Source organism: Micromonospora sp. NPDC047793, from assembly GCF_040642635.1.
Lineage (GTDB): Bacteria > Actinomycetota > Actinomycetes > Mycobacteriales > Micromonosporaceae > Micromonospora.
This window is the reverse complement of sequence record NZ_JBEYSG010000001.1, coordinates 207,023-224,293: the sequence shown is the minus strand read 5'-3', so window position 1 is coordinate 224,293 and position 17,271 is coordinate 207,023. Positions and strand designations below refer to the sequence as shown.

Below are 17,271 nucleotides of genomic sequence, written 5' to 3'. Positions count from 1 at the left end.
AAGGGTAGCCGTCCGTCGTTTTCCGGGTCCGCCGGAGCCGGGTCGTACGCTGCTGCTCGTGGACTCCGCAGCGACACCCGACATCGATCCGCCGTCACCCGCCGTACCCGGTGGCGAGACGTCGCAGACGTTGGACCGGGGTCTGCGGCTGCTGCACCTGGTCGCGGAGGCGTCGGGCGGGCTGACGGTCACCGAGGCGGCGACCCGGCTGGGCATCGGTCGGGCGGCCGTCTACCGTCTGGTCGGCCCGCTGGCCGGGCACGGGATGCTGCGCCGGGACGCCGCAGGTCGACTCCGCCTCGGTGCCGGCGTGCTGCACCTGGCCCGGCGGGCCCAACCGCTGCTCGCCGAGGGGGCGCTGCCCGCGCTGCGTCGCCTGGCCGAGCAGGCCGGGGCCACCGCCCACCTGACCGTGGTGGAGGGCGGCGAGGGGGTGGCGCTGGCGGTGGTCGAGCCGAGTTGGACGTCGTTCCACGTCGCGTACCGGACCGGGGCCCGGCACCCGCTGGAGCGGGGTGCCGCCGGGCAGGCCATCCTCGCCGGGCGGACCGGCGCCGTCGGCCCGGTGAGCACCGCCGGTGAGCTGCAACCCGGCGCGTACGGGGTGGCCGCGCCGGTGCTCGGGGTGCCCGGTCTGGAGGCGAGCGTGGGGGTCGTCGCGCTGGCTCCACTGGATGCCGAGGCGGTCGGTGCGCAGGTGCTCGCCGCCGCCACCGCGATCGCCACCGCGCTGAGCTGACCGCATACCACATCACGCGCACTCGGTGAGCGTTGTCCACAGGCGGTGGTCCCGGTCGTCGTCGCGGTTGTCCACAGGGGTCGCCCGGTCGGTGAGCCGGACCGCAGGCTGCTGTCATGCCAGTTCGCACACAGCCACCGGACGCCCTGGCGTGGCAGGTCTTCCGCGGGTCGGACGTCGTCCGCCGAGGTCTGCTCACCGCCCACCAACTCCGCAACTCCGCCTGGGTCCGACTGCGGCACGACGTCTACGCCGACGCGCGGCTCGACCGCGACCACACCCTGGCCTGCCGCGCAGCGGCCCTGCAACTGCCCGCCGGGGCGGCCGTCGCCGGGCCCTCCGCGGCCTACCTGCACGGCATCGGGCACGCCGCCGACTTCGACCAGGCCGTCCACGTCCTGGTGCCACCCCGGGCCGGGCTGCGCAGTCAGCGTGGGCTCCAGGTGCACACCGAGCCCCCGCAGTCGCTGGCCGGGTTGACGATCAAGGGCGTCCCCCCGCACACCGACACCGCCCGCGCCGCCTGGGAGAGCGCGGTGTGGTTGGAGCCGAGCCGCTCGGTCGGCATCGTGGACGCGCTGCTGGGCCGGGGGCTGACCACCCGGGCGGCGTTGGACGAGGTGGCGGCCGTGAACGACGACCGTCCCGGCGGACGCCGGGCGCGCTGGGTGTTCGATCTGGCCGACCCGGCCGCGCAGTCCCCCGACGAGTCGCGGCTGCGGGTCGGGCTGGTGTTGGCCGGTCTGCCCCGCCCGGTCGCCCACCATCCGGTGCCCCTGCCCGGCGGCGTGGTGCTGCGGCCCGGCCTGGCCTGGCCGGAGCAGCGCGTGGCGGTGGAGTTCGACGGTCAGCGGCTCTATCCACTGGTCGGTGCGGGCTGGCTGGTGCGACATGTGACCGGCCGGCGCCTGCACCAGGACCTCCCCGGGGTCGCTCGCGAGATCGGCAGCGCGCTTCTCGACGGTGACCGCCGGTGACGGAGCAGAACGGGGGACGGCCCGGCCGGGGGCAACCCGGCCGGGCCGTGTGTTCGCCCGTCGAGGGCGGGTGTCCTACCCGGTCACCGGCGCAGCGGGGCGGTCACCGCCGCGTACGCGTCGATGATGCCGTGGCCGTAGAAGCCGTTGAAGTTCACCGAACCGTCGCAGTACGCGTCGAACTCGGCCGGCCGGCCCTCGTCGGTGTAGGTCTGCAACCGAGGTTCGGGGCAGGCCCGCTCGGTGGCGGTGCGGAGCAGGTGCTTCTCGACCAGCTTCGGAGCCAGGCCGAAGCCGCCCCGGCCCTGCGGCTTGCCGTGCCTGCTCACGATGAGCGCGGCCACGCCGGAGGCGTGCGGAGCGGCCATCGAGGTGCCCTGGAGGTACGTGTAGTAGCCGCACTGCCCGTTGGCCTTGCACTCCTTGAACACGAAGGTCTCGGCGCCCGGCACCACGTTGCCGGCCTCGTCGACCGTCCCCTCCTCCTGGAGCACCTTCTTCGGGTAGGTGGAGAGGATCATGTTGGCGTCGGTGCGGAACGTGTCGGTGCCGAACCCGTCGCGGAACCATCCACCCGGTGCGGCCACCGCCGTCTGCTCGGTGCCGTAGTTGGAGTAGTCGGCCTTCTTGCCGGACGGGCCGACCGAGGACACGCTGATCACGTGCGGCCCCTCGGCGGGCAGGTCCCAGCAGCTGTCGTTGTCGATCTCCCGGGGGTACGGCGCGACGTCACCGTAGTTCGGGCTGGACACGTCGGTCCGGGGGTCGCCCAGGTCCTCGTGGTTGTTGCCGAGCGCGCCGACCAGGGTCACGCCCCGGTTGTGGGCATAGGTCAGGGCCCGCTTCATGGCGCGGATGGTGGCCCGCTGCGCCGCCTGCGCCTCCGGGGAGTCGGCCGGGTTGGCGGTGCAGTTATAGAGCCACGGGTCGACGTAGAACGACATGTTCACCACGTCCAGGCCCGACCGGCCGGCGTGCAGCAGCGCGTTGACCACCGGGTTCAGGAAGAAGTACCCGGAGTCCTGGCCACCCTTGAGGTTGACCAGGGAGACCTTCGGGGCGACGCCGGAGAGGCCGAAGCCGTTGGCGGCGGCACCGATGGTGCCGGCGACGTGCGTACCGTGCCCGCCGTCGTCGGTGCCGGCCGGGTCGAGGCAGCTCGCCACCTCGCACTCCCCGTCGATCTCGGGGATGTCCGGGGCGAAGTTGCGCGACAGGGCCCAGTTGAAGTTCGGCGCGATGTCCGGGTGGGCGGCGTCGACGCCGGTGTCCAACACACCGACGGTCACCCGACGGTCGCCCGGCTCGATCTTGCGCGCCTTGTCGGCCCGGATCATCTCCAGGCCCCAGAGCTTGTCGTCGAGTGGGTCCAGCTTCTTGCCCCGCTGCTTACCGGTCCCCTTCGCGGCGGCCACGGCCAGCAGGTGTTCCTGCTCGACCCGGTCCAGCTTGGGCTTGCGGCCGATCGCCTTCTGCTCGGCGGCGCCGATCAGAGCAGCGGCGGCCGTCGCCTTCGTCGCGAAGTCGGCCCGGTCACTGGTCACCTGGAACACGCCGACCTCGTCGGTGCGGGACACCACGGTCCCGCCGGCCGACCGGATCGCGGCGAGGGCCGCGTCGGCGGAGAACCCGTCCTCCGCGACCACGGTGAACGTTCGGACGGTCGTCGGCTCGGCGCTGGCCGGCACGCCCAAACCCGTCACCGTGAGTGCCAGTGCCGCCGCGGTCGCGACGACACCGACGGTGAAGCGCTTGCTCACCACATCGAATCCTCTCTTTGAGGGACGTGGCGTCATCAGACATCAACGCATGACGTTTCGCCAGACCGGCGTCGCTTACGCGGAGGAAGATCCGCTTCGCCGGAAAGGCCGACCAGGACGGCAGGCAACTCCGCGAGCGAGGACACTGTCGCGTCCGGCAGCACACCGGCCGGGAGTGAGTCGCCCCGTCGGTTCAGCCAGATCGCCCGCAGACCGGCCCGCTGCGCCCCGACCACGTCGAACGCCGGGTTGTCCCCGACGTGCACCACCTGCGACGGCGGCACCCCGGCCAACTCGTCCAGGTGGCCGCCGAGGTCCGCACGGGCCAACGAACGGGCCAGCGCCGCCCGACGGATCTCCGTCACCGGCGCCGAGGCCAGATCACCGAAGACGGCGTCCCAGTCCGACTCCAGGTCGGCGAGCGACACCTCGGCCGCCGCCGGGGTCAGTCGCCGCATCTCGTCGAGTACGGTCACCAACCCGCCGGTGACGGCCGGACGCAGATCCAGCAGAGTCTCGTCGGCGTCGAACACCACCGTGCTCAGCATGCCGAAAAGGGTGTCATGTCAGGGCGGGCTCCGCCGCCTTCGCCTGGTCGGGCATGACGGGTGCGCGCAGTTCGTCGAGGCGGACCAGGGCCACCCCGGCCACGATCAACGCCCCGCCGAGCAGTTGCACGACCGTCGGCAGCTCACCCAGCACCAGCCAGGCGATCAGCACCGCGAACATCACCTCGGTGAGCCCGACGAAGGAGGCCATCCGGGCACCGAGGACGCGGGCCGCAGCGATCCCGGCCAGATATGCGACCACCGCCGCCACCAGCGCGAGGCCGACGATCGGCACCAGCCAGCTCGTCTCCCGCCCGGCGAACTCGACCGTGCCGAAGTCGGCCCGCAGTGGTAGCGCGCCGAGCAGGCCGAGCAGCAGCAGTGCGCCGGCACCGACGGCCATCCCGCCACTGGCCATGACCACCGACGGCAGTGCGGCGTCGACCCGGCCGGCCAGTACGAAGTAGCCGGCCAGCCCGACCGCCGCGCCCAACCCCCAGAGCACCCCGATCGGGTCGAGCCGCCCGGCTCCGGTGAGATCGAGCACGAAGAAGAGGCCGGCGAGGGCAGCCGCCGAGCCGGCCACGGTCAGCCGGCGGGGGCGCTGCCCCTGGATCAGCCAGGTCCAACCGACCACGAGGATGATGCCGAGGTACTCCAGCAGCAGCGCGACCCCGACCGGCAGGTAACGGACCGCGTTGAAGAAGCACACCTGGGCGAGCGCCACCCCGAGCAGCCCGAAGACACCGATCGAGGCGATGTTGCGGCGCAGCACCGCCCACCGGCCCCGCAGCACCAGCAGAGCCGGCCCGGCCAGCACCAGAGCCGCGATGCCGACCCGGGCGACGACGACCGCCTCGGCGGACCAGCCATCATTGATCAACGAACGGGCGAAGGTGCCCGAGGTGGCGAACGTGACCGCGGAGAGCAGGGCCAGGGCGAGCCCGGCCCCCGCGACGGGGGAATGACGCATCGACTCTCCTTGGCACGGTCGCCCGCCATGGGCAAACTAGGCTTACACCGATGACGCTAAAGCGGGGCCACGACAGGAGTCAAGTTGCTTTTCGCCCATGACACCGAATGTTCGCTCACCGCCGCCGCCGCGCTGGTCAACACCGACGGGCGGGACGGCGACAAGCTGCCCGACGTCGCCGCGCTGGACGCGTTCTACGTCACCCACTCCTACAGCGGCCGGCACGAGCACAGCGAGGCCGAGCTCCGCGCGGTACGCGCCCTGCGCCCCCGGCTGCGACGATTCTGGTCCGCCGACATCGACGAGATCGTCGAGATCGTCAACGGGCTGCTCCGCGAGCATCGCGCGCTGCCGCAGCTCATCACGCACGACGACGAGCCGTACCATCTGCACGCCGTCCCCCGCGACGCCCCACTGGCCACCCGGATGGCGGTCGAGGCGGCGATGGCGATCGCCGACGTGGTCCGGGGCGGCGAGCTGCGCCGACTGCGGACCTGCGACCACCCCGACTGCGACAACGTACTGGTCGACCTCTCGAAGAACCGGTCCCGCCGGTTCTGCGAGGCGGGTTGCGGCAACCGGGCCGCCGTCAGCGCCTACCGCGCCCGCAAGGCCGCCGCCCGCACCTGAGCTGCCCGTCGCCCCGTCCTGCCCACCGCGCCAAGCTGCCCGTCGCCCCGTCCTGCTGCGCTCGGAGTCAAGGTCTAGCCCCCAAGGCCACGCGGGTCGATGTCTTGCCCAAGGCCACGCTCAGGGTCGAGGTCCTGCCCCAAGGCCACGCGGGGTCGGTGTCTCCGCCAAGGTCACGCTCGATCCAGGATCGAGTGGCATCGGCCGTCCGCGATGACCACTCGATCCTGGATCGAGCATGTTCATGGCGTCCCGAAGCACACGGAGCCGACGGGACAGCATGACTCGCCCTCCGCCCGCTCCCCCGGCCGGGCGGTCCCACTGCCGGGGGCGATGGCATATCCGACTCAGCTCGACAGGACACCCGTGCCATGTCCTGGCCCGCCCGCGCGACCTGGCTCCGCAGCACCCGCCGCGATCAGCGGCCCGCCGCACCCCCGCAGAACCGTCCCTCGCGGGGCCTCAGGGGTGGGTCATCCGGAGCAGGTCGAGCGCCTCGTCCAACTGGGTCTCGCTGAGTTTGCCGGACTCGACGTGGCCACGAGAGACCACCACATCCCGGATGGAGACCTGCTTCTCCAGCGCCTCCTTGGCGATCGAGGCGGCCTCGTCGTACCCGAGGTGGCGGTTGAGCGGGGTGACGATCGACGGCGAGCCCTCGGCGTACGACAGACAGACCTCGGCGTCCGCGACCAGGCCGACCACGCAGCGGTCGGCGAGCAGGCGGCTCGACGCGGCGATCAACCGGATCGACTCCAGGAGGTTGCGGCCCATCACCGGCAGCATGACGTTCAGTTCGAAGTCGCCCTGCGAGCCGGCGAAGGCCACCGTGGCGTCGTTACCGATCACCTGCGCGCAGACCTGCCGGACCGCCTCGCAGACCACCGGGTTGACCTTGCCCGGCATGATCGACGAGCCCGGCTGGAGGTCGGGAATACGCAGTTCGCGCAGGCCGGCGCGCGGACCGGAGCCCATCCAGCGGATGTCGTTGGCGATCTTGTAAAGCCCCACCGCGACGGTACGCAACTGGCCCGAGGTCTCCACCAGGGCGTCGCGGGCGCCCTGCGCCTCGAAGTGGTTCCGCGCCTCGCTCAGCGGCAGCCCGGTCGAGTCACGCAGCTTGTCGATCACGCGGGCGGCGAACCCGAGCGGCGTGTTGATGCCGGTGCCCACCGCCGTACCACCCAGCGGCAGCTCGGCCAGCCGGGGCAGCACGCCCTCCACCCGCTCCAGGCCGTAGCGGATCTGGGCGGCGTACCCGCCGAACTCCTGCCCGAGGGTCACCGGCGTGGCGTCCATCAGGTGGGTACGCCCGGCCTTGACCACGGTCTCGAACTCCGACGCCTTCGCCTCCAGCGCGGCGGCCAGGTGGTCGAGTGCCGGTAGCAGGTCCCGTACGACGGCCTCGGTGGCCGCCAGGTGGATCGAGGAGGGGAAGACGTCGTTGCTGGACTGCGAGGCGTTGACGTCGTCGTTGGGATGGACGGCGTTGCCCAGTTCCCGCCCGGCCAGCGTGGCGATCACCTCGTTGGTGTTCATGTTGGACGACGTGCCGGAGCCGGTCTGGAACACGTCGACCGGGAACTGGTCGTCGTACCCGCCGTCGGCCACGTGCGCGGCGGCTGCGGCGATCGCGGCGGCCACGTTCGCGTCGATCACGCCCAGATCCCCGTTGACCTCGGCCGCCGCGCCCTTGATCTGCGCAAGTGCCCGGATCTGCGCCGGCTCGATCCCCCGGCCCGAGATCGGGAAGTTCTGCACCGCTCGCTGCGTCTGGGCCCGCCAGAGCGCCTCGGCGGGCACCTCCACCTCGCCCATCGAGTCGCGTTCGATCCGGTAGCCCGTCGTCTCTGGAGTCGTCACGCGTTCCATCCTGCCCCGCCGACAGCGGACGTGCAGATGATCGCGGCAGTCGGCTCCTCAGCCGAGATCGGCGAGTGCCTTCTCCACCCGGTGCTGATCCGGCACGTCAATTTGGCGAAACAGGGCCAGTGCCCGGACCCAGTGCGAGCGTGCCGCAGCCGGATCGATCGGACGCAGACAGTGCGCGATGCCGTCCAACGCCATGGCCTGCTGATGCCGGTGATTGACCTTGGTGGCGTCCTGCAACACCCGCCGGAAGAGGTCCAACGCGCTTGGTACATCGCCCTGGTCCAGCAGGGCCAGACCCAGCAGGTTCCTTGACGCGCACTGACCGATCCGATCACCCGCCTCCCTTATCGCGATCAGCGCCTGGCGGTGCAACGTTGCCGCCGATTCCGGCCGCCCCGCATCCCGTTCGATCATTCCGAGCCCGTTGAGCATGTCTCCTTCGTCGAACCGGTTGCCGACCTGACGATGCAGTCTCAGTGCCGCCAGGAGCAGCCGAAGGGCCGGGCCGGAACCCCCCAATCGATACCTGATCAGGCCGATGTGACCCATCGAGTTCGCCATCTGCCGAGTGTCTGCGGCCTCTCGGGCCAACGCTAGGTGCACTCGGCCGAGCCAGAGGGCCTTCCGGTAGCGCCCCGCGTTGAGCAACATGCAGGTGGTGTTGTTCAACGTGATCATCTGGGTGCCAGGATCGCGGTCCGGAATGATCCGGCTGACCTCGTCGAGATATACCGCAGCCTGCTGGTGGTCGCCGTTGGACGAGTTCGACGCGACCAGGTTCCAGATCATGTTGGCCAGTCGCCCGTCGGGCTGCTTGCCCCGGGTAAGGTCCACAGCCCGTTGAAGCAGGCGTACGGCTTGCCCGAACTGTGCCCGCCGGAAATAGGCGGAGGCGAGGTAGTTCAGCACCAGGGCCACGGCTGACTCCTCGTGCAGACTCTCCGCAGCCCGCAGGCCGACGGTGTGCATCTCGGTCAGCTCGTCGATCTGACCGCCGTTGAACAGGGGACGCCAACAGGCCAACGCCAACTGCCAGCAACGTCGCGGAAAGATGCTCTCCGCCATCCTGCACAGCGCGGTCAACGCGCGCCGATTCTCGTCCACCCAGGCCGGCCCTTGCGCCGCACACACCTCGACCAGGTCGGGACGAGGCGGCTCGGGCAGAAGGAAGTCCGGCTTGCTGCCCGCCGACTCGATCCTCCGCGCGATCGAAGCGGCCACGTGTAGGTGATGGTCGAGCAGCCGCTCCAGGGCGTGCTCATGCTCGGTCTCGCCGCCCTGCCCTGTCAGGAGCGTTCGGGCGTACTCGCGGACGAGGTCATGGAGCCGGTACCGCCCGGGCTCTGGTTCCTCCACCAAGTGCGCGTCGACCAACTCGTCGAGCACTTCCTGGGCCTCCGCGAGCGGCAGGTCGGCGAGCACGGCGGCGACGGTGCTGTCGAAGCGTACGCCCGGGTGCAGGCCGAGTCGCCGGAACATCCGCTGCGCCTCAGGCGTCACCTGGGCGTACGAGAGGGCGAAGGCATCGCCGACGGACCGTTGCCCGGCGGCCAGTTCGGCCAACGGGTCGCTGGTGTCGCAAAGACGCACGACCAGATCGGCGATCCGCCACCGGGGACGGTGCGCCAGCCGCGCCCCGGCCAGCCGGATCGCCAGCGGCAGGTGACCACAGTGGCGTACCACCTCGGCCGCGGCCTCCGGCTCCGCCGCCACCCGAGCCTCACCCGCCGCCCGCCCGAGCAGCTCGACAGCCTCCGCGCTGGTGAGCGTCGCAATCGACGACGGGCGCCCCTCGTCGAGACCCACCAACCGGCGACGGCTGGTGACCAGGGTGAGGCAGTCGGGTCCGCTGGGTAACAGCGGTGCCACCTGCTCGGCGCTGGCGGCGTTATCGAGCAGGATCAGGGCACGGCGGGGCGTCAGCTCAGTCCGCCACATCGCGAGCCGGTCGTCCGTATCCAGCGGAATCCGCTCCGGGGGGACACCGAGCTGCCGCAGCAGGGCAGCGACTGCGGCGGTTGTGGTGAGCGGGCTCCGCGCGCTGTGTCCGTGCAGGTCGATGAAGAGTTGGGCATCGGGGTACCGGTCAGCCAACCGGGCCGCGACGTGCACCGCGAGAGTGGTCTTGCCGCTTCCCGGCATCCCGTCGATGAGCTGGATCCGGGCCTGGTCCTGCTCGATCTCCTCGACCAGTCGCGCGATCGTCTCCTGCCGCCCAGTGAAGTCGCTGATCGCACGGGGCAACGCCCGGATCGGTGCCAGCGGGCGAGCCTCCGGCACGGTCACCGCCAGGTCTCCGGCGAGGACCCGCTGGTGCAGTTCCTGCAGCGCGGGCCCGGGCTCGAGGCCGAGTTCCGCCGTGAACCGCCGCCGACCCTCCTGGTAGACGGTGAGGGCGTCGGCCTGTCGACCGACACCGGCCAGTGCCAACATGAGTTGCCCGCGCAGCCGTTCCCGTAGGGGCTGGCGGGCGACCGTCTCGGTCAGTTCGTCGATCAGGTCGGCGGCCAGACCGAGCCGCAACTCAATGTCCACGCAGTCTTCGAGCGCGTCCAGCCGCCGCTGGTCCAGCGCATGCGACGGCGACCGGACGTGCTGGCCGGTGATCCCGTCGAGCGCCGGTCCGCGCCAGAGCGCCAGACCGGCCCGGAAGTGCCGCCGCGCGTCGGCGAACCGACCCGCCGAGCGGGCCGTACGCGCCGAAGTCAGCTCGTCGGCGAACACCTCGGCGTCGAGTTCGCCCGGCTCCGTACGCACGCGGTAGCCCACCGGATCGGTGACGATGACCTCCGGCGGGATGCCCAGCGCGGCGAACCGCTGCCGCAGCCGCGACACACAGGTTTGCAACTGTGCCCGTGCCGTGGCCGGCGGATCTTCCTCCCAGATCGCATCGACCAGGTCGTCGACCGGCACGATGCGATTCGCCCGCAGCAGCAGCACCGCGAGTACGACCCGGTCCCGGCCCGCCGTGACGGTGGCTTCGCCACCACCGACGCGCAGTGGCCCCAGGATCTGAAACCGCATCCACTCCCCCGCCTCGCAACACGGTGCAACCCGAGCAGGGTAACTAGGTGGTCACACGAGTCCACACCGGGCCGATAGCGATATGAGAGCGGATCGACAGCGCGCGTCGGCACACTGTGGCCGGTTGCGGCTGGCCGCAATCGACGGGGGCGGTGCGCCCGCTCGACAGGGCGGGCGCACCGATGTCGAACACCGCTGACGGATCAGCGGCGACCGATGCTGAGGACCGGCTTGGTCACCTCGGCGAAGAAGTCGTTGCCCTTGTCGTCGACCACGATGAAGGCCGGGAAGTCCTCCACCTCGATCTTCCAGACCGCCTCCATGCCGAGTTCCGCGTACTCCAGAACCTCGACGTGCTTGATGCAGTCCTGCGCGAGCCGGGCCGCCGGCCCACCGATCGAGCCGAGGTAGAAGCCGCCGTGCTGCTCGCAGGAGCGGGTCACCTGGTTCGACCGGTTGCCCTTCGCGAGCATCACCATCGAGCCGCCGGCAGCCTGGAACTTCTCCACGTAGGCGTCCATCCGCCCGGCCGTGGTCGGGCCGAACGAACCGGAGGCGTACCCCTCCGGGGTCTTCGCCGGACCGGCGTAGTAGACGGCGTGGTCGCGGAGGTACTGCGGCATCGCCTCGCCCGCGTCCAGCCGCTCGGCGATCTTCGAGTGCGCGATGTCACGGGCCACCACCAGCGGGCCGGTCAACGACAGACGCGTCTTCACCGGGTACTTCGACAGCTCGGCGCGGATCTCGTCCATCGGGCGGTTCAGGTCGACTCGGACCACCTCGGTGGCGTCCAACTGCCCCTCGGTGACATCGGGCAGGTAGCGGGCCGGGTCGGTTTCGAGTCGCTCCAGCCAGACACCCGACGGGGTGATCTTCGCTACCGCCTGGCGGTCGGCCGAGCAGGACACCGCGATCGCCACCGGGCAGGACGCCCCGTGCCGGGGCAGCCGCACCACCCGCACGTCGTGGCAGAAGTACCGCCCACCGAACTGCGCGCCGATGCCGAAGTTGCGGGTCAGCTCCAGCACCTCGGCCTCCAGCTCCAGGTCCCGGAAGCCGTGCGCGGACATCGAACCGGACGTGGGCAACGCGTCGAGGTACTTGGCGCTGGCGTACTTGGCGGTCTTCAGGGCGTACTCGGCGCTGGTGCCGCCGATCACCACGGCCAGGTGGTACGGCGGACAGGCCGAGGTGCCGATCAGCCGCAGCTTCTCGTCCAGGAACTGCATCATCCGCGTCGGGTTCAGCAGCGCCTTGGTCTCCTGGTAGAGGTACGACTTGTTGGCCGAGCCGCCCCCCTTGGCCATGAACAGGAACTTGTACGCGTCCGGGTGCCCATCCGGGTCCTCCGCGTACAGATCCACCTGGGCCGGGAGGTTGCTGCCGGTGTTGCGTTCCTCCCACATGGTGAGCGGGGCGAGCTGGGAGTAGCGCAGGTTCAACCGCGTGTACGCCTGCCACACACCCCGCGAGATCGCCTCGGCGTCGCTGCCGTCGGTGAGTACGTGCCGACCACGCTTGCCCATCACGATCGCGGTGCCGGTGTCCTGGCACATCGGCAACACCCCGCCGGCCGCGATGTTGGCGTTGCGGAGCAGGTCGAGCGCCACGAACCGATCGTTCGGCGAGGCCTGCGGGTCGTCGACGATCGACCGCAGCTGGGCCAGGTGCGCCGGACGCAGGAAGTGCGCGATGTCGTGCATCGCCTCGGCGGTCAACGCGGTCAGCGCCGCCGGGTCCACGGTGAGGAAACGCCGACCACCGGGCCCGTTGACGACGTCGACGCCCTCGTCGGTGATCAGGCGGTACTCCGTCTGGTCGGGACCGGTCGGCAGCAGGGGGGCGTACGAGAAGTCCACGGCACTGCTCATGACCGCACTCCGCTTCGCTCCGCGCCGCCATGAGGCACCGCCGCACTGCGCTGATTATTCGCTCGCTGGCGCTCGCTCATGACGACACTCCGCTCCGCTGCGTGCCGCCATGAGGCCATCACCGCACCGAGTTGATGATTCGCTCGCTGGCGCTCGCTCATGACCGCAAAGCCTAGGGCAGACGGGTCGGTCGGTCCCACCCGCCGGGTGGGGTGGTGGGGCGTTGCACTCGGCCGCCCCGGAGACCGGCTCACTTGCCGGAATCGGGAGCCGTGCAGAGTTCGTTCTTGGGGCCGCAGCTTTCCTGGGGCTGCGGCACCTGCCCGGTACCGGCGGGACCCGGTACTCCCCCGTTGCCGTCGCGTGCCGGGTCACCCGTGGCGCCGAAGCGGACGTACCCGATCTCGCGGCCCTCGCCGATCACCATGCCGGCGGGGCCGACCGCGAGGGCGTTGGCGGAGGTCCGCAGCACGACCAGTTCCCGGCCGGTACGCGGATCGAGCGCCACCAGCCGGTTCGGTTTCTCGTCGGTGAGCACGGTCGCGTACGGGGTCAGCGCGGCGCCCGTCTTCTCCCCGGTGGGCCGGTTCCACCTGGTCCGGTCGGTGCCGAGTTCCCGGCCGGAGACGGTGTCCCCGTCGGCGGTCCGCACCACGCCGTACCGGTCGTCGACGGCCAGTACCCGCTCCCCCTCGGCGGCCACCAGCAGCAGCCGCCCGTCGTAGCCGTCGAGGACCGTCTCCCGGCCGTCGGGCGCGACTCCGATCAGCACGTTGCGGGCACCGTACGGGTCCTCCCGCTGCACGCAGCCCGCGCTGTCGGCGGTCCGCAGGTTGATCCCGGACCGCCGCCACGCCTCCTGGCCGGTGGCCGGGTCGCGGCCGGTGATGGCGAAGTAGCAGTTGCCGTCCTGCGAGCGGGCGGCGATGTGCAGCAGGCGCCCGCCGATCACGGCTAGCCGCTCGTCCCGGCCGGGCTCGACGTTCTGGAGTACCCGGCCGGTGGCGGTGTCGACCACGTGCACCCGGCCGTCAACCGGGAACCCGAGCAGCGGCGGCACCGACTCCGGGCCGGCCACCTCCTCGTGGATGCGGTTCGTACCGAGGCGGCGGGTGTCCAGCAGGTTCGGGTTGTCGGCGAGCAGGCCGCTGCTGACCCCGGGCAGGAACGCGGTCCAGATCGGGGCGGTGCCGCGCGGGTCCCAGGCGCTCAGCGTGCAGTCGGTGGCCTCCACGCAGCGCGCGTCGAGCAGCAGGTTCCGGTACGTCCAGACGGCCACCGCGTCGTCGTCGCGTCGTCGCGTCACGCCGGTGCTCGGGTCGAGGACCTCGTACCCCTTGACCAGCAGCTTGCCCACGGCGACGACGGACTCCGGGCCGACGCCGGCCACCGCGCTCCAGTCGGCCTTGCGTTCCCAGAGCTGGGAGCCGGTGGCCAGGCTGCGGGCCTCGACGCGGGTGCGCTGCTCGACGATCACCGCCTCACCGGCGATCGTGACGCTGCGCGGGGTGCCGCCGATGCGCTGCTGCCACTGCACATCCGGCGAGGAGATGGGCTGTCGCCGGTTCACCCAGTCCCACATGGTCGGGAAGGGGTTCCAGACGCCGGTCGCGGCGAGCGCCACCACCGTGGCGAGGCCGAGCAGCAGCCAGCCACGTACGCCGAGCCCGCTGCCCTTCGCCACCGGATCACGGTAGCCACCCGCGCCCCCAACCGCCCGCACCACCCCGCGTGTCGTGAAAGGAAGGGACCCTTGCTAACGCCTCCGGTGGTAAAAGGGTCCCTTCCTAACCGCACACCGCGACCGCACACCGCATCCGCACACCGCGACCGCGCACGGCGGCAGCACACGGCGGCCGAACGCGGCGACCGAACGCCGCGACCTCATGCGGCGGCACCTCCCGCGCCGACCGAACGCGGGCGGCCGGTCGGGGCGAGCACCGGCCACAGGATCAGCGTCGCCGTGGCCGACGCCGCGCCGGCCAACGCCATCACGAGGCCCGGTGCGAGCACCTCGCTGAGCGCGCCCGCACCCGCCGCAGCCAGCCCCTGCATCGCCATCATGCCGGTGCTCACCAGCCCGAACGCCTGCCCACGCCGGCCTTCGGGCACCGCGTCGAGGAACCGTCGGGCCAACCCGAGCTGGTAGGCGAAGCCTGCGGTCGCCACCGCGAACAGGGCTGCCGCCGGCACCAGCGACGGCCGGGCCACGAACGCGAGCATCGGTACGCCGAGCAGCAGCGCGAGCCAGGGCGTCCACCGTTCCCGCCGGGCCGGCGCGACGAACCGCCCCACCAGCAGGTCACCGACGAGCATGCCGCCCGCCCCGGCCATCAGCAGTACGCCCGCGCTGGCGCCCGGCCCGAGGTCGGCCGCGTACGGCACGGCCACCCCCTCCGCGCCCACCAGCAGCGAGCCGGGCAGCCACTGGGCGAGCAGCAGTCCCCGGATCCGCCGGTCGGCGAGCAGGCTCCGGTTGACCCGCAGGGTCTCGCGTACCGCCCCGCGCGCCGGCTTGTCGGTCGTCATCGGGGCGTAGTGGATGCGGGCCGGGCGTCGGGTGAGACCGGTCCGCACCAGCAGCGCCGAGAGCCCGCAGGTCACCGCGGTCAGCCAGAGAGCACCGTACGGGCCGACGAGCCCGAGTAGCAGCCCGCCGACCGCGAACCCGGCGACCTGGGTCCCGCCGGAGGCGACCGAGAGCAGCGAGCGTCCGAGCACGTACGCGTCGCCGTGCAGCACCTCGGGCAACAGCGCGGTGCGGGCGGCGTTGCTGACCGGGCCGAAGAGGGCCACCACCGCGACCAGCCCGAGCATGGCCGACGGGGAGAGCGCCCCGACGGCGAGTACCGCCACCATGACCATCCGCAGCAGGTCGTAGCCGACCATCATGGCTCGGGCCGGCCACCGGTCGGCCAGCGCCAGCAGGAACACCCCGCCCAGGGCGTGCGGCAGGAACCCGGTCACGTACGCCAGGGCGGCCAGCAGGCCGGACCCGGTGCGCTCGTAGACGAGCACGGACAGGGCGAGCATCTTCACCGTCTCGCCGATCATGAAGACGCTGAAGCTGGCGAAGATCACCCGGAACTCGCTGACGGCGAAGACGTCCCGGAACGTCGCCGGACGTTCGGCAGCCCCCTGAGCTGCGGTGGTGCTGGTGCTGTTCACGCCGGCAAGCTTCGTGCGCGTACCCGGTCCGGCTCTATCCTTTCGCCAGGGAACGAAAGGTCGTGGTATGCGGATCGAGGTGACCCCGGCCGACCTGGCGGCGAGCCGGTTCGCCGTCTCACCGCTGGGTGAGACGGTCTCCGCGCTGCGGCTGCTGGCCGGGCTGAACAGTGCCCCCGGGCTCGCCCCCTGGGTGGCCCGGCAACGGCCGGTGTACGAGCGGCTGCGACGCGAGCTGCCGGAGGTGGGCGCGCTGCTGGCGCTGATGCGCCGGGGCGGCTACAACGCCGACTTCATCCATCCGCCGCCGGCCGACACCGCCCAGGACTTCGCCGACGAGCTGGCGGTGGTCCGGGCCACCCCGCTCGCCCAGGCCCGGGACGAGCTGGCCCGCAACCTCGTCGCCCCGCACACCACACCCCCCGGGTACGCCCTCCGGATCTACCGGTCGCCGCATGTGGTGGACCTGCTCGCGGACGCGATCGAGGCGGCCTGGACGACACTCGTACAGCCGGACTGGCCCCGCCTGCGCGCGGTTCTCGAACGCGACCTGCTGCACCGGGCCGGTCGGCTGCTCGCGTACGGCTGGGGTGCGGCCATCGCGGGCCTGGATCCCCGGATGCGCTGGGTGCCCGGTGGCGACGTGGGCACCATCGAGGTCGACGACCCGCTCCAGGAGGAGACGCACTCGCTGGCCGGGCGGGGACTTCTCTTCGTCCCCACCGTATTCGGCATCCTGATCAAGTACCTCGAACCGCCGTGGCCGTTCGCGATCGTCTACCCGGCCTACGGTGCGGCGGAACTGCTCGGGCCACCCGATCCGAGCCGCCCGGACGACCACCTGGACCGCCTGCTCGGGCGGTCCCGGGCGGCGGTGCTGCGGGCGCTCGCGCTGCCCGCCACCACCAGTCAGCTCGTCGCCCAACTCGGGCTGAGTCTGGGCGGGGTCGGTGACCACCTGACCGTGCTGCGCGGGGCGGGCCTGGTCAGCCGGGTACGTTCCGGCCGGGCCGTCCGCTACCGACGCACCCCGCTCGGCGACGCCCTCGCCGAGCGCTGACCACTCCCGCACCGTCGCGTGCAGCGCGCCCGGATGTAAGCAGGGGTCCCTTCCTATACACCAGGCGTTAGCAGGGGACCCCTCCTTACATCAGCACCCCTCCTTACATCAGCACCCGCTGGGCGGGGGGCTCATGCGACGGCGGAGCGGACCAGGGGGAGGACGCGGTAGGGGATCTGCTCGGCGAGCGCGATGATCGTCGAGGCGCGGGTGATCCCCTCGTACGCCACGATCTGGTCGATCACCCGCTGGAGGTCGGTGTTCGACCGGGCCACGATCCGGCAGAGCACGTCGCCCGAGCCGGTGATGGTGTGCGCCTCCAGCACCTCGGGGATCGCCGCGAGGTGGCGGGTCACCGGGTCGTGCCCGAGCCGCTGGCTGATCTCCAGCGTGACGAAGCTGGTCACCGTGAAGCCGAGGGCGGCGGGTCCGAGGTCCGGTCCGAAGCCGGCGATCACGCCCCGGCCGACCAGCTTGTCCAGCCGGGCCTGGACGGTGCCCCGGGCCACCCGGAGTCGGCGGGAGCACTCCAGCACACCGATCCGCGGTTCCTCCGCGAGCAACTCGATCAGTCTCGCGTCCAGCGCATCGAGCTGTACAACCTGTCCAGGGTTCATGCGTCAACACCATACCGTTTGCGCAACCTGAC

13 protein-coding genes are annotated in these 17,271 nt (G+C 71.6%); 4 read left to right on the top strand and 9 right to left on the bottom strand.

Features of this window, described 5'->3' with window-relative positions; all coding sequences use genetic code 11:
* The first annotated feature begins 58 nt into the window (after positions 1 to 58).
* Both ABZ738_RS00995 and ABZ738_RS00990 read left to right on the top strand, forming a co-directional pair.
* A complete protein-coding gene (locus ABZ738_RS00995) occupies positions 59 to 739 on the top strand; it encodes a helix-turn-helix domain-containing protein (protein WP_236145580.1) in 681 nt (226 codons plus the stop codon).
* 116 nt (positions 740 to 855) lie between these two features.
* On the top strand, positions 856 to 1,716 hold the full coding sequence (locus tag ABZ738_RS00990) for a hypothetical protein (protein ID WP_131051632.1): 861 nt from the start codon (positions 856 to 858) through the stop codon (positions 1,714 to 1,716).
* A gap of 83 nt (positions 1,717 to 1,799) precedes the next feature.
* Here the strand turns inward: ABZ738_RS00990 and ABZ738_RS00985 are convergent, their stop codons facing one another.
* Genes ABZ738_RS00985 through ABZ738_RS00975 form a run of 3 tightly spaced genes read right to left on the bottom strand, consistent with a single transcriptional unit; the run spans position 1,800 to position 4,997 of the window.
* Positions 1,800 to 3,476, bottom strand: a complete 1,677-nt coding sequence (locus ABZ738_RS00985) for a S8 family serine peptidase (RefSeq protein WP_131051633.1) — start codon at positions 3,474 to 3,476, stop codon at positions 1,800 to 1,802.
* 35 nt (positions 3,477 to 3,511) lie between these two features.
* Positions 3,512 to 4,024 (bottom strand): HAD family hydrolase, encoded by a 513-nt coding sequence (locus ABZ738_RS00980; protein WP_357210204.1) that lies wholly within the window; start codon positions 4,022 to 4,024, stop codon positions 3,512 to 3,514.
* Between the two features lie 13 nt (positions 4,025 to 4,037).
* Positions 4,038 to 4,997 carry an EamA family transporter gene (locus tag ABZ738_RS00975; RefSeq protein WP_357210202.1) on the bottom strand — a complete coding sequence of 320 codons (960 nt, stop codon included), beginning with the start codon at positions 4,995 to 4,997 and terminating at the stop codon, positions 4,038 to 4,040.
* 84 nt (positions 4,998 to 5,081) lie between these two features.
* Between ABZ738_RS00975 and ABZ738_RS00970 the strand changes: the two genes are divergently transcribed.
* Positions 5,082 to 5,627: a CGNR zinc finger domain-containing protein gene (locus ABZ738_RS00970; protein WP_131051636.1), complete on the top strand. Its 546-nt coding sequence runs from the start codon at positions 5,082 to 5,084 to the stop codon at positions 5,625 to 5,627.
* Positions 5,628 to 6,089: 462 nt separating this feature from the next.
* Here ABZ738_RS00970 and ABZ738_RS00965 read toward each other — a convergent pair whose 3' ends face one another.
* From ABZ738_RS00965 to ABZ738_RS00945, 5 genes are all read right to left on the bottom strand, one after another.
* The gene (locus tag ABZ738_RS00965) at positions 6,090 to 7,499 is read right to left on the bottom strand and encodes a class II fumarate hydratase (RefSeq protein ID WP_357210199.1); all 1,410 of its coding nucleotides are present in this window, start codon (positions 7,497 to 7,499) and stop codon (positions 6,090 to 6,092) included.
* Positions 7,500 to 7,547: 48 nt separating this feature from the next.
* Entirely contained in the window at positions 7,548 to 10,523 is a 2,976-nt protein-coding gene (locus ABZ738_RS00960; protein WP_357210197.1) for a BTAD domain-containing putative transcriptional regulator, read from the bottom strand.
* Positions 10,524 to 10,726: 203 nt separating this feature from the next.
* A complete protein-coding gene (locus ABZ738_RS00955) occupies positions 10,727 to 12,394 on the bottom strand; it encodes a fumarate hydratase (protein ID WP_131051638.1) in 1,668 nt (555 codons plus the stop codon).
* Between the two features lie 250 nt (positions 12,395 to 12,644).
* Positions 12,645 to 14,078 (bottom strand): PQQ-binding-like beta-propeller repeat protein, encoded by a 1,434-nt coding sequence (locus ABZ738_RS00950; RefSeq protein ID WP_357210195.1) that lies wholly within the window; start codon positions 14,076 to 14,078, stop codon positions 12,645 to 12,647.
* 200 nt (positions 14,079 to 14,278) lie between these two features.
* Entirely contained in the window at positions 14,279 to 15,562 is a 1,284-nt protein-coding gene (locus tag ABZ738_RS00945) for an MFS transporter (protein WP_131051640.1), read from the bottom strand.
* 67 nt (positions 15,563 to 15,629) lie between these two features.
* Between ABZ738_RS00945 and ABZ738_RS00940 the strand changes: the two genes are divergently transcribed.
* Complete coding sequence (locus ABZ738_RS00940) at positions 15,630 to 16,622, top strand: helix-turn-helix domain-containing protein (protein WP_176095394.1); 993 nt, start codon at positions 15,630 to 15,632, stop codon at positions 16,620 to 16,622.
* A 131-nt stretch (positions 16,623 to 16,753) separates the two neighbouring features.
* Here ABZ738_RS00940 and ABZ738_RS00935 read toward each other — a convergent pair whose 3' ends face one another.
* Positions 16,754 to 17,239: an Lrp/AsnC family transcriptional regulator gene (locus tag ABZ738_RS00935; protein WP_131051642.1), complete on the bottom strand. Its 486-nt coding sequence runs from the start codon at positions 17,237 to 17,239 to the stop codon at positions 16,754 to 16,756.
* Positions 17,240 to 17,271: the final 32 nt, after the last annotated feature.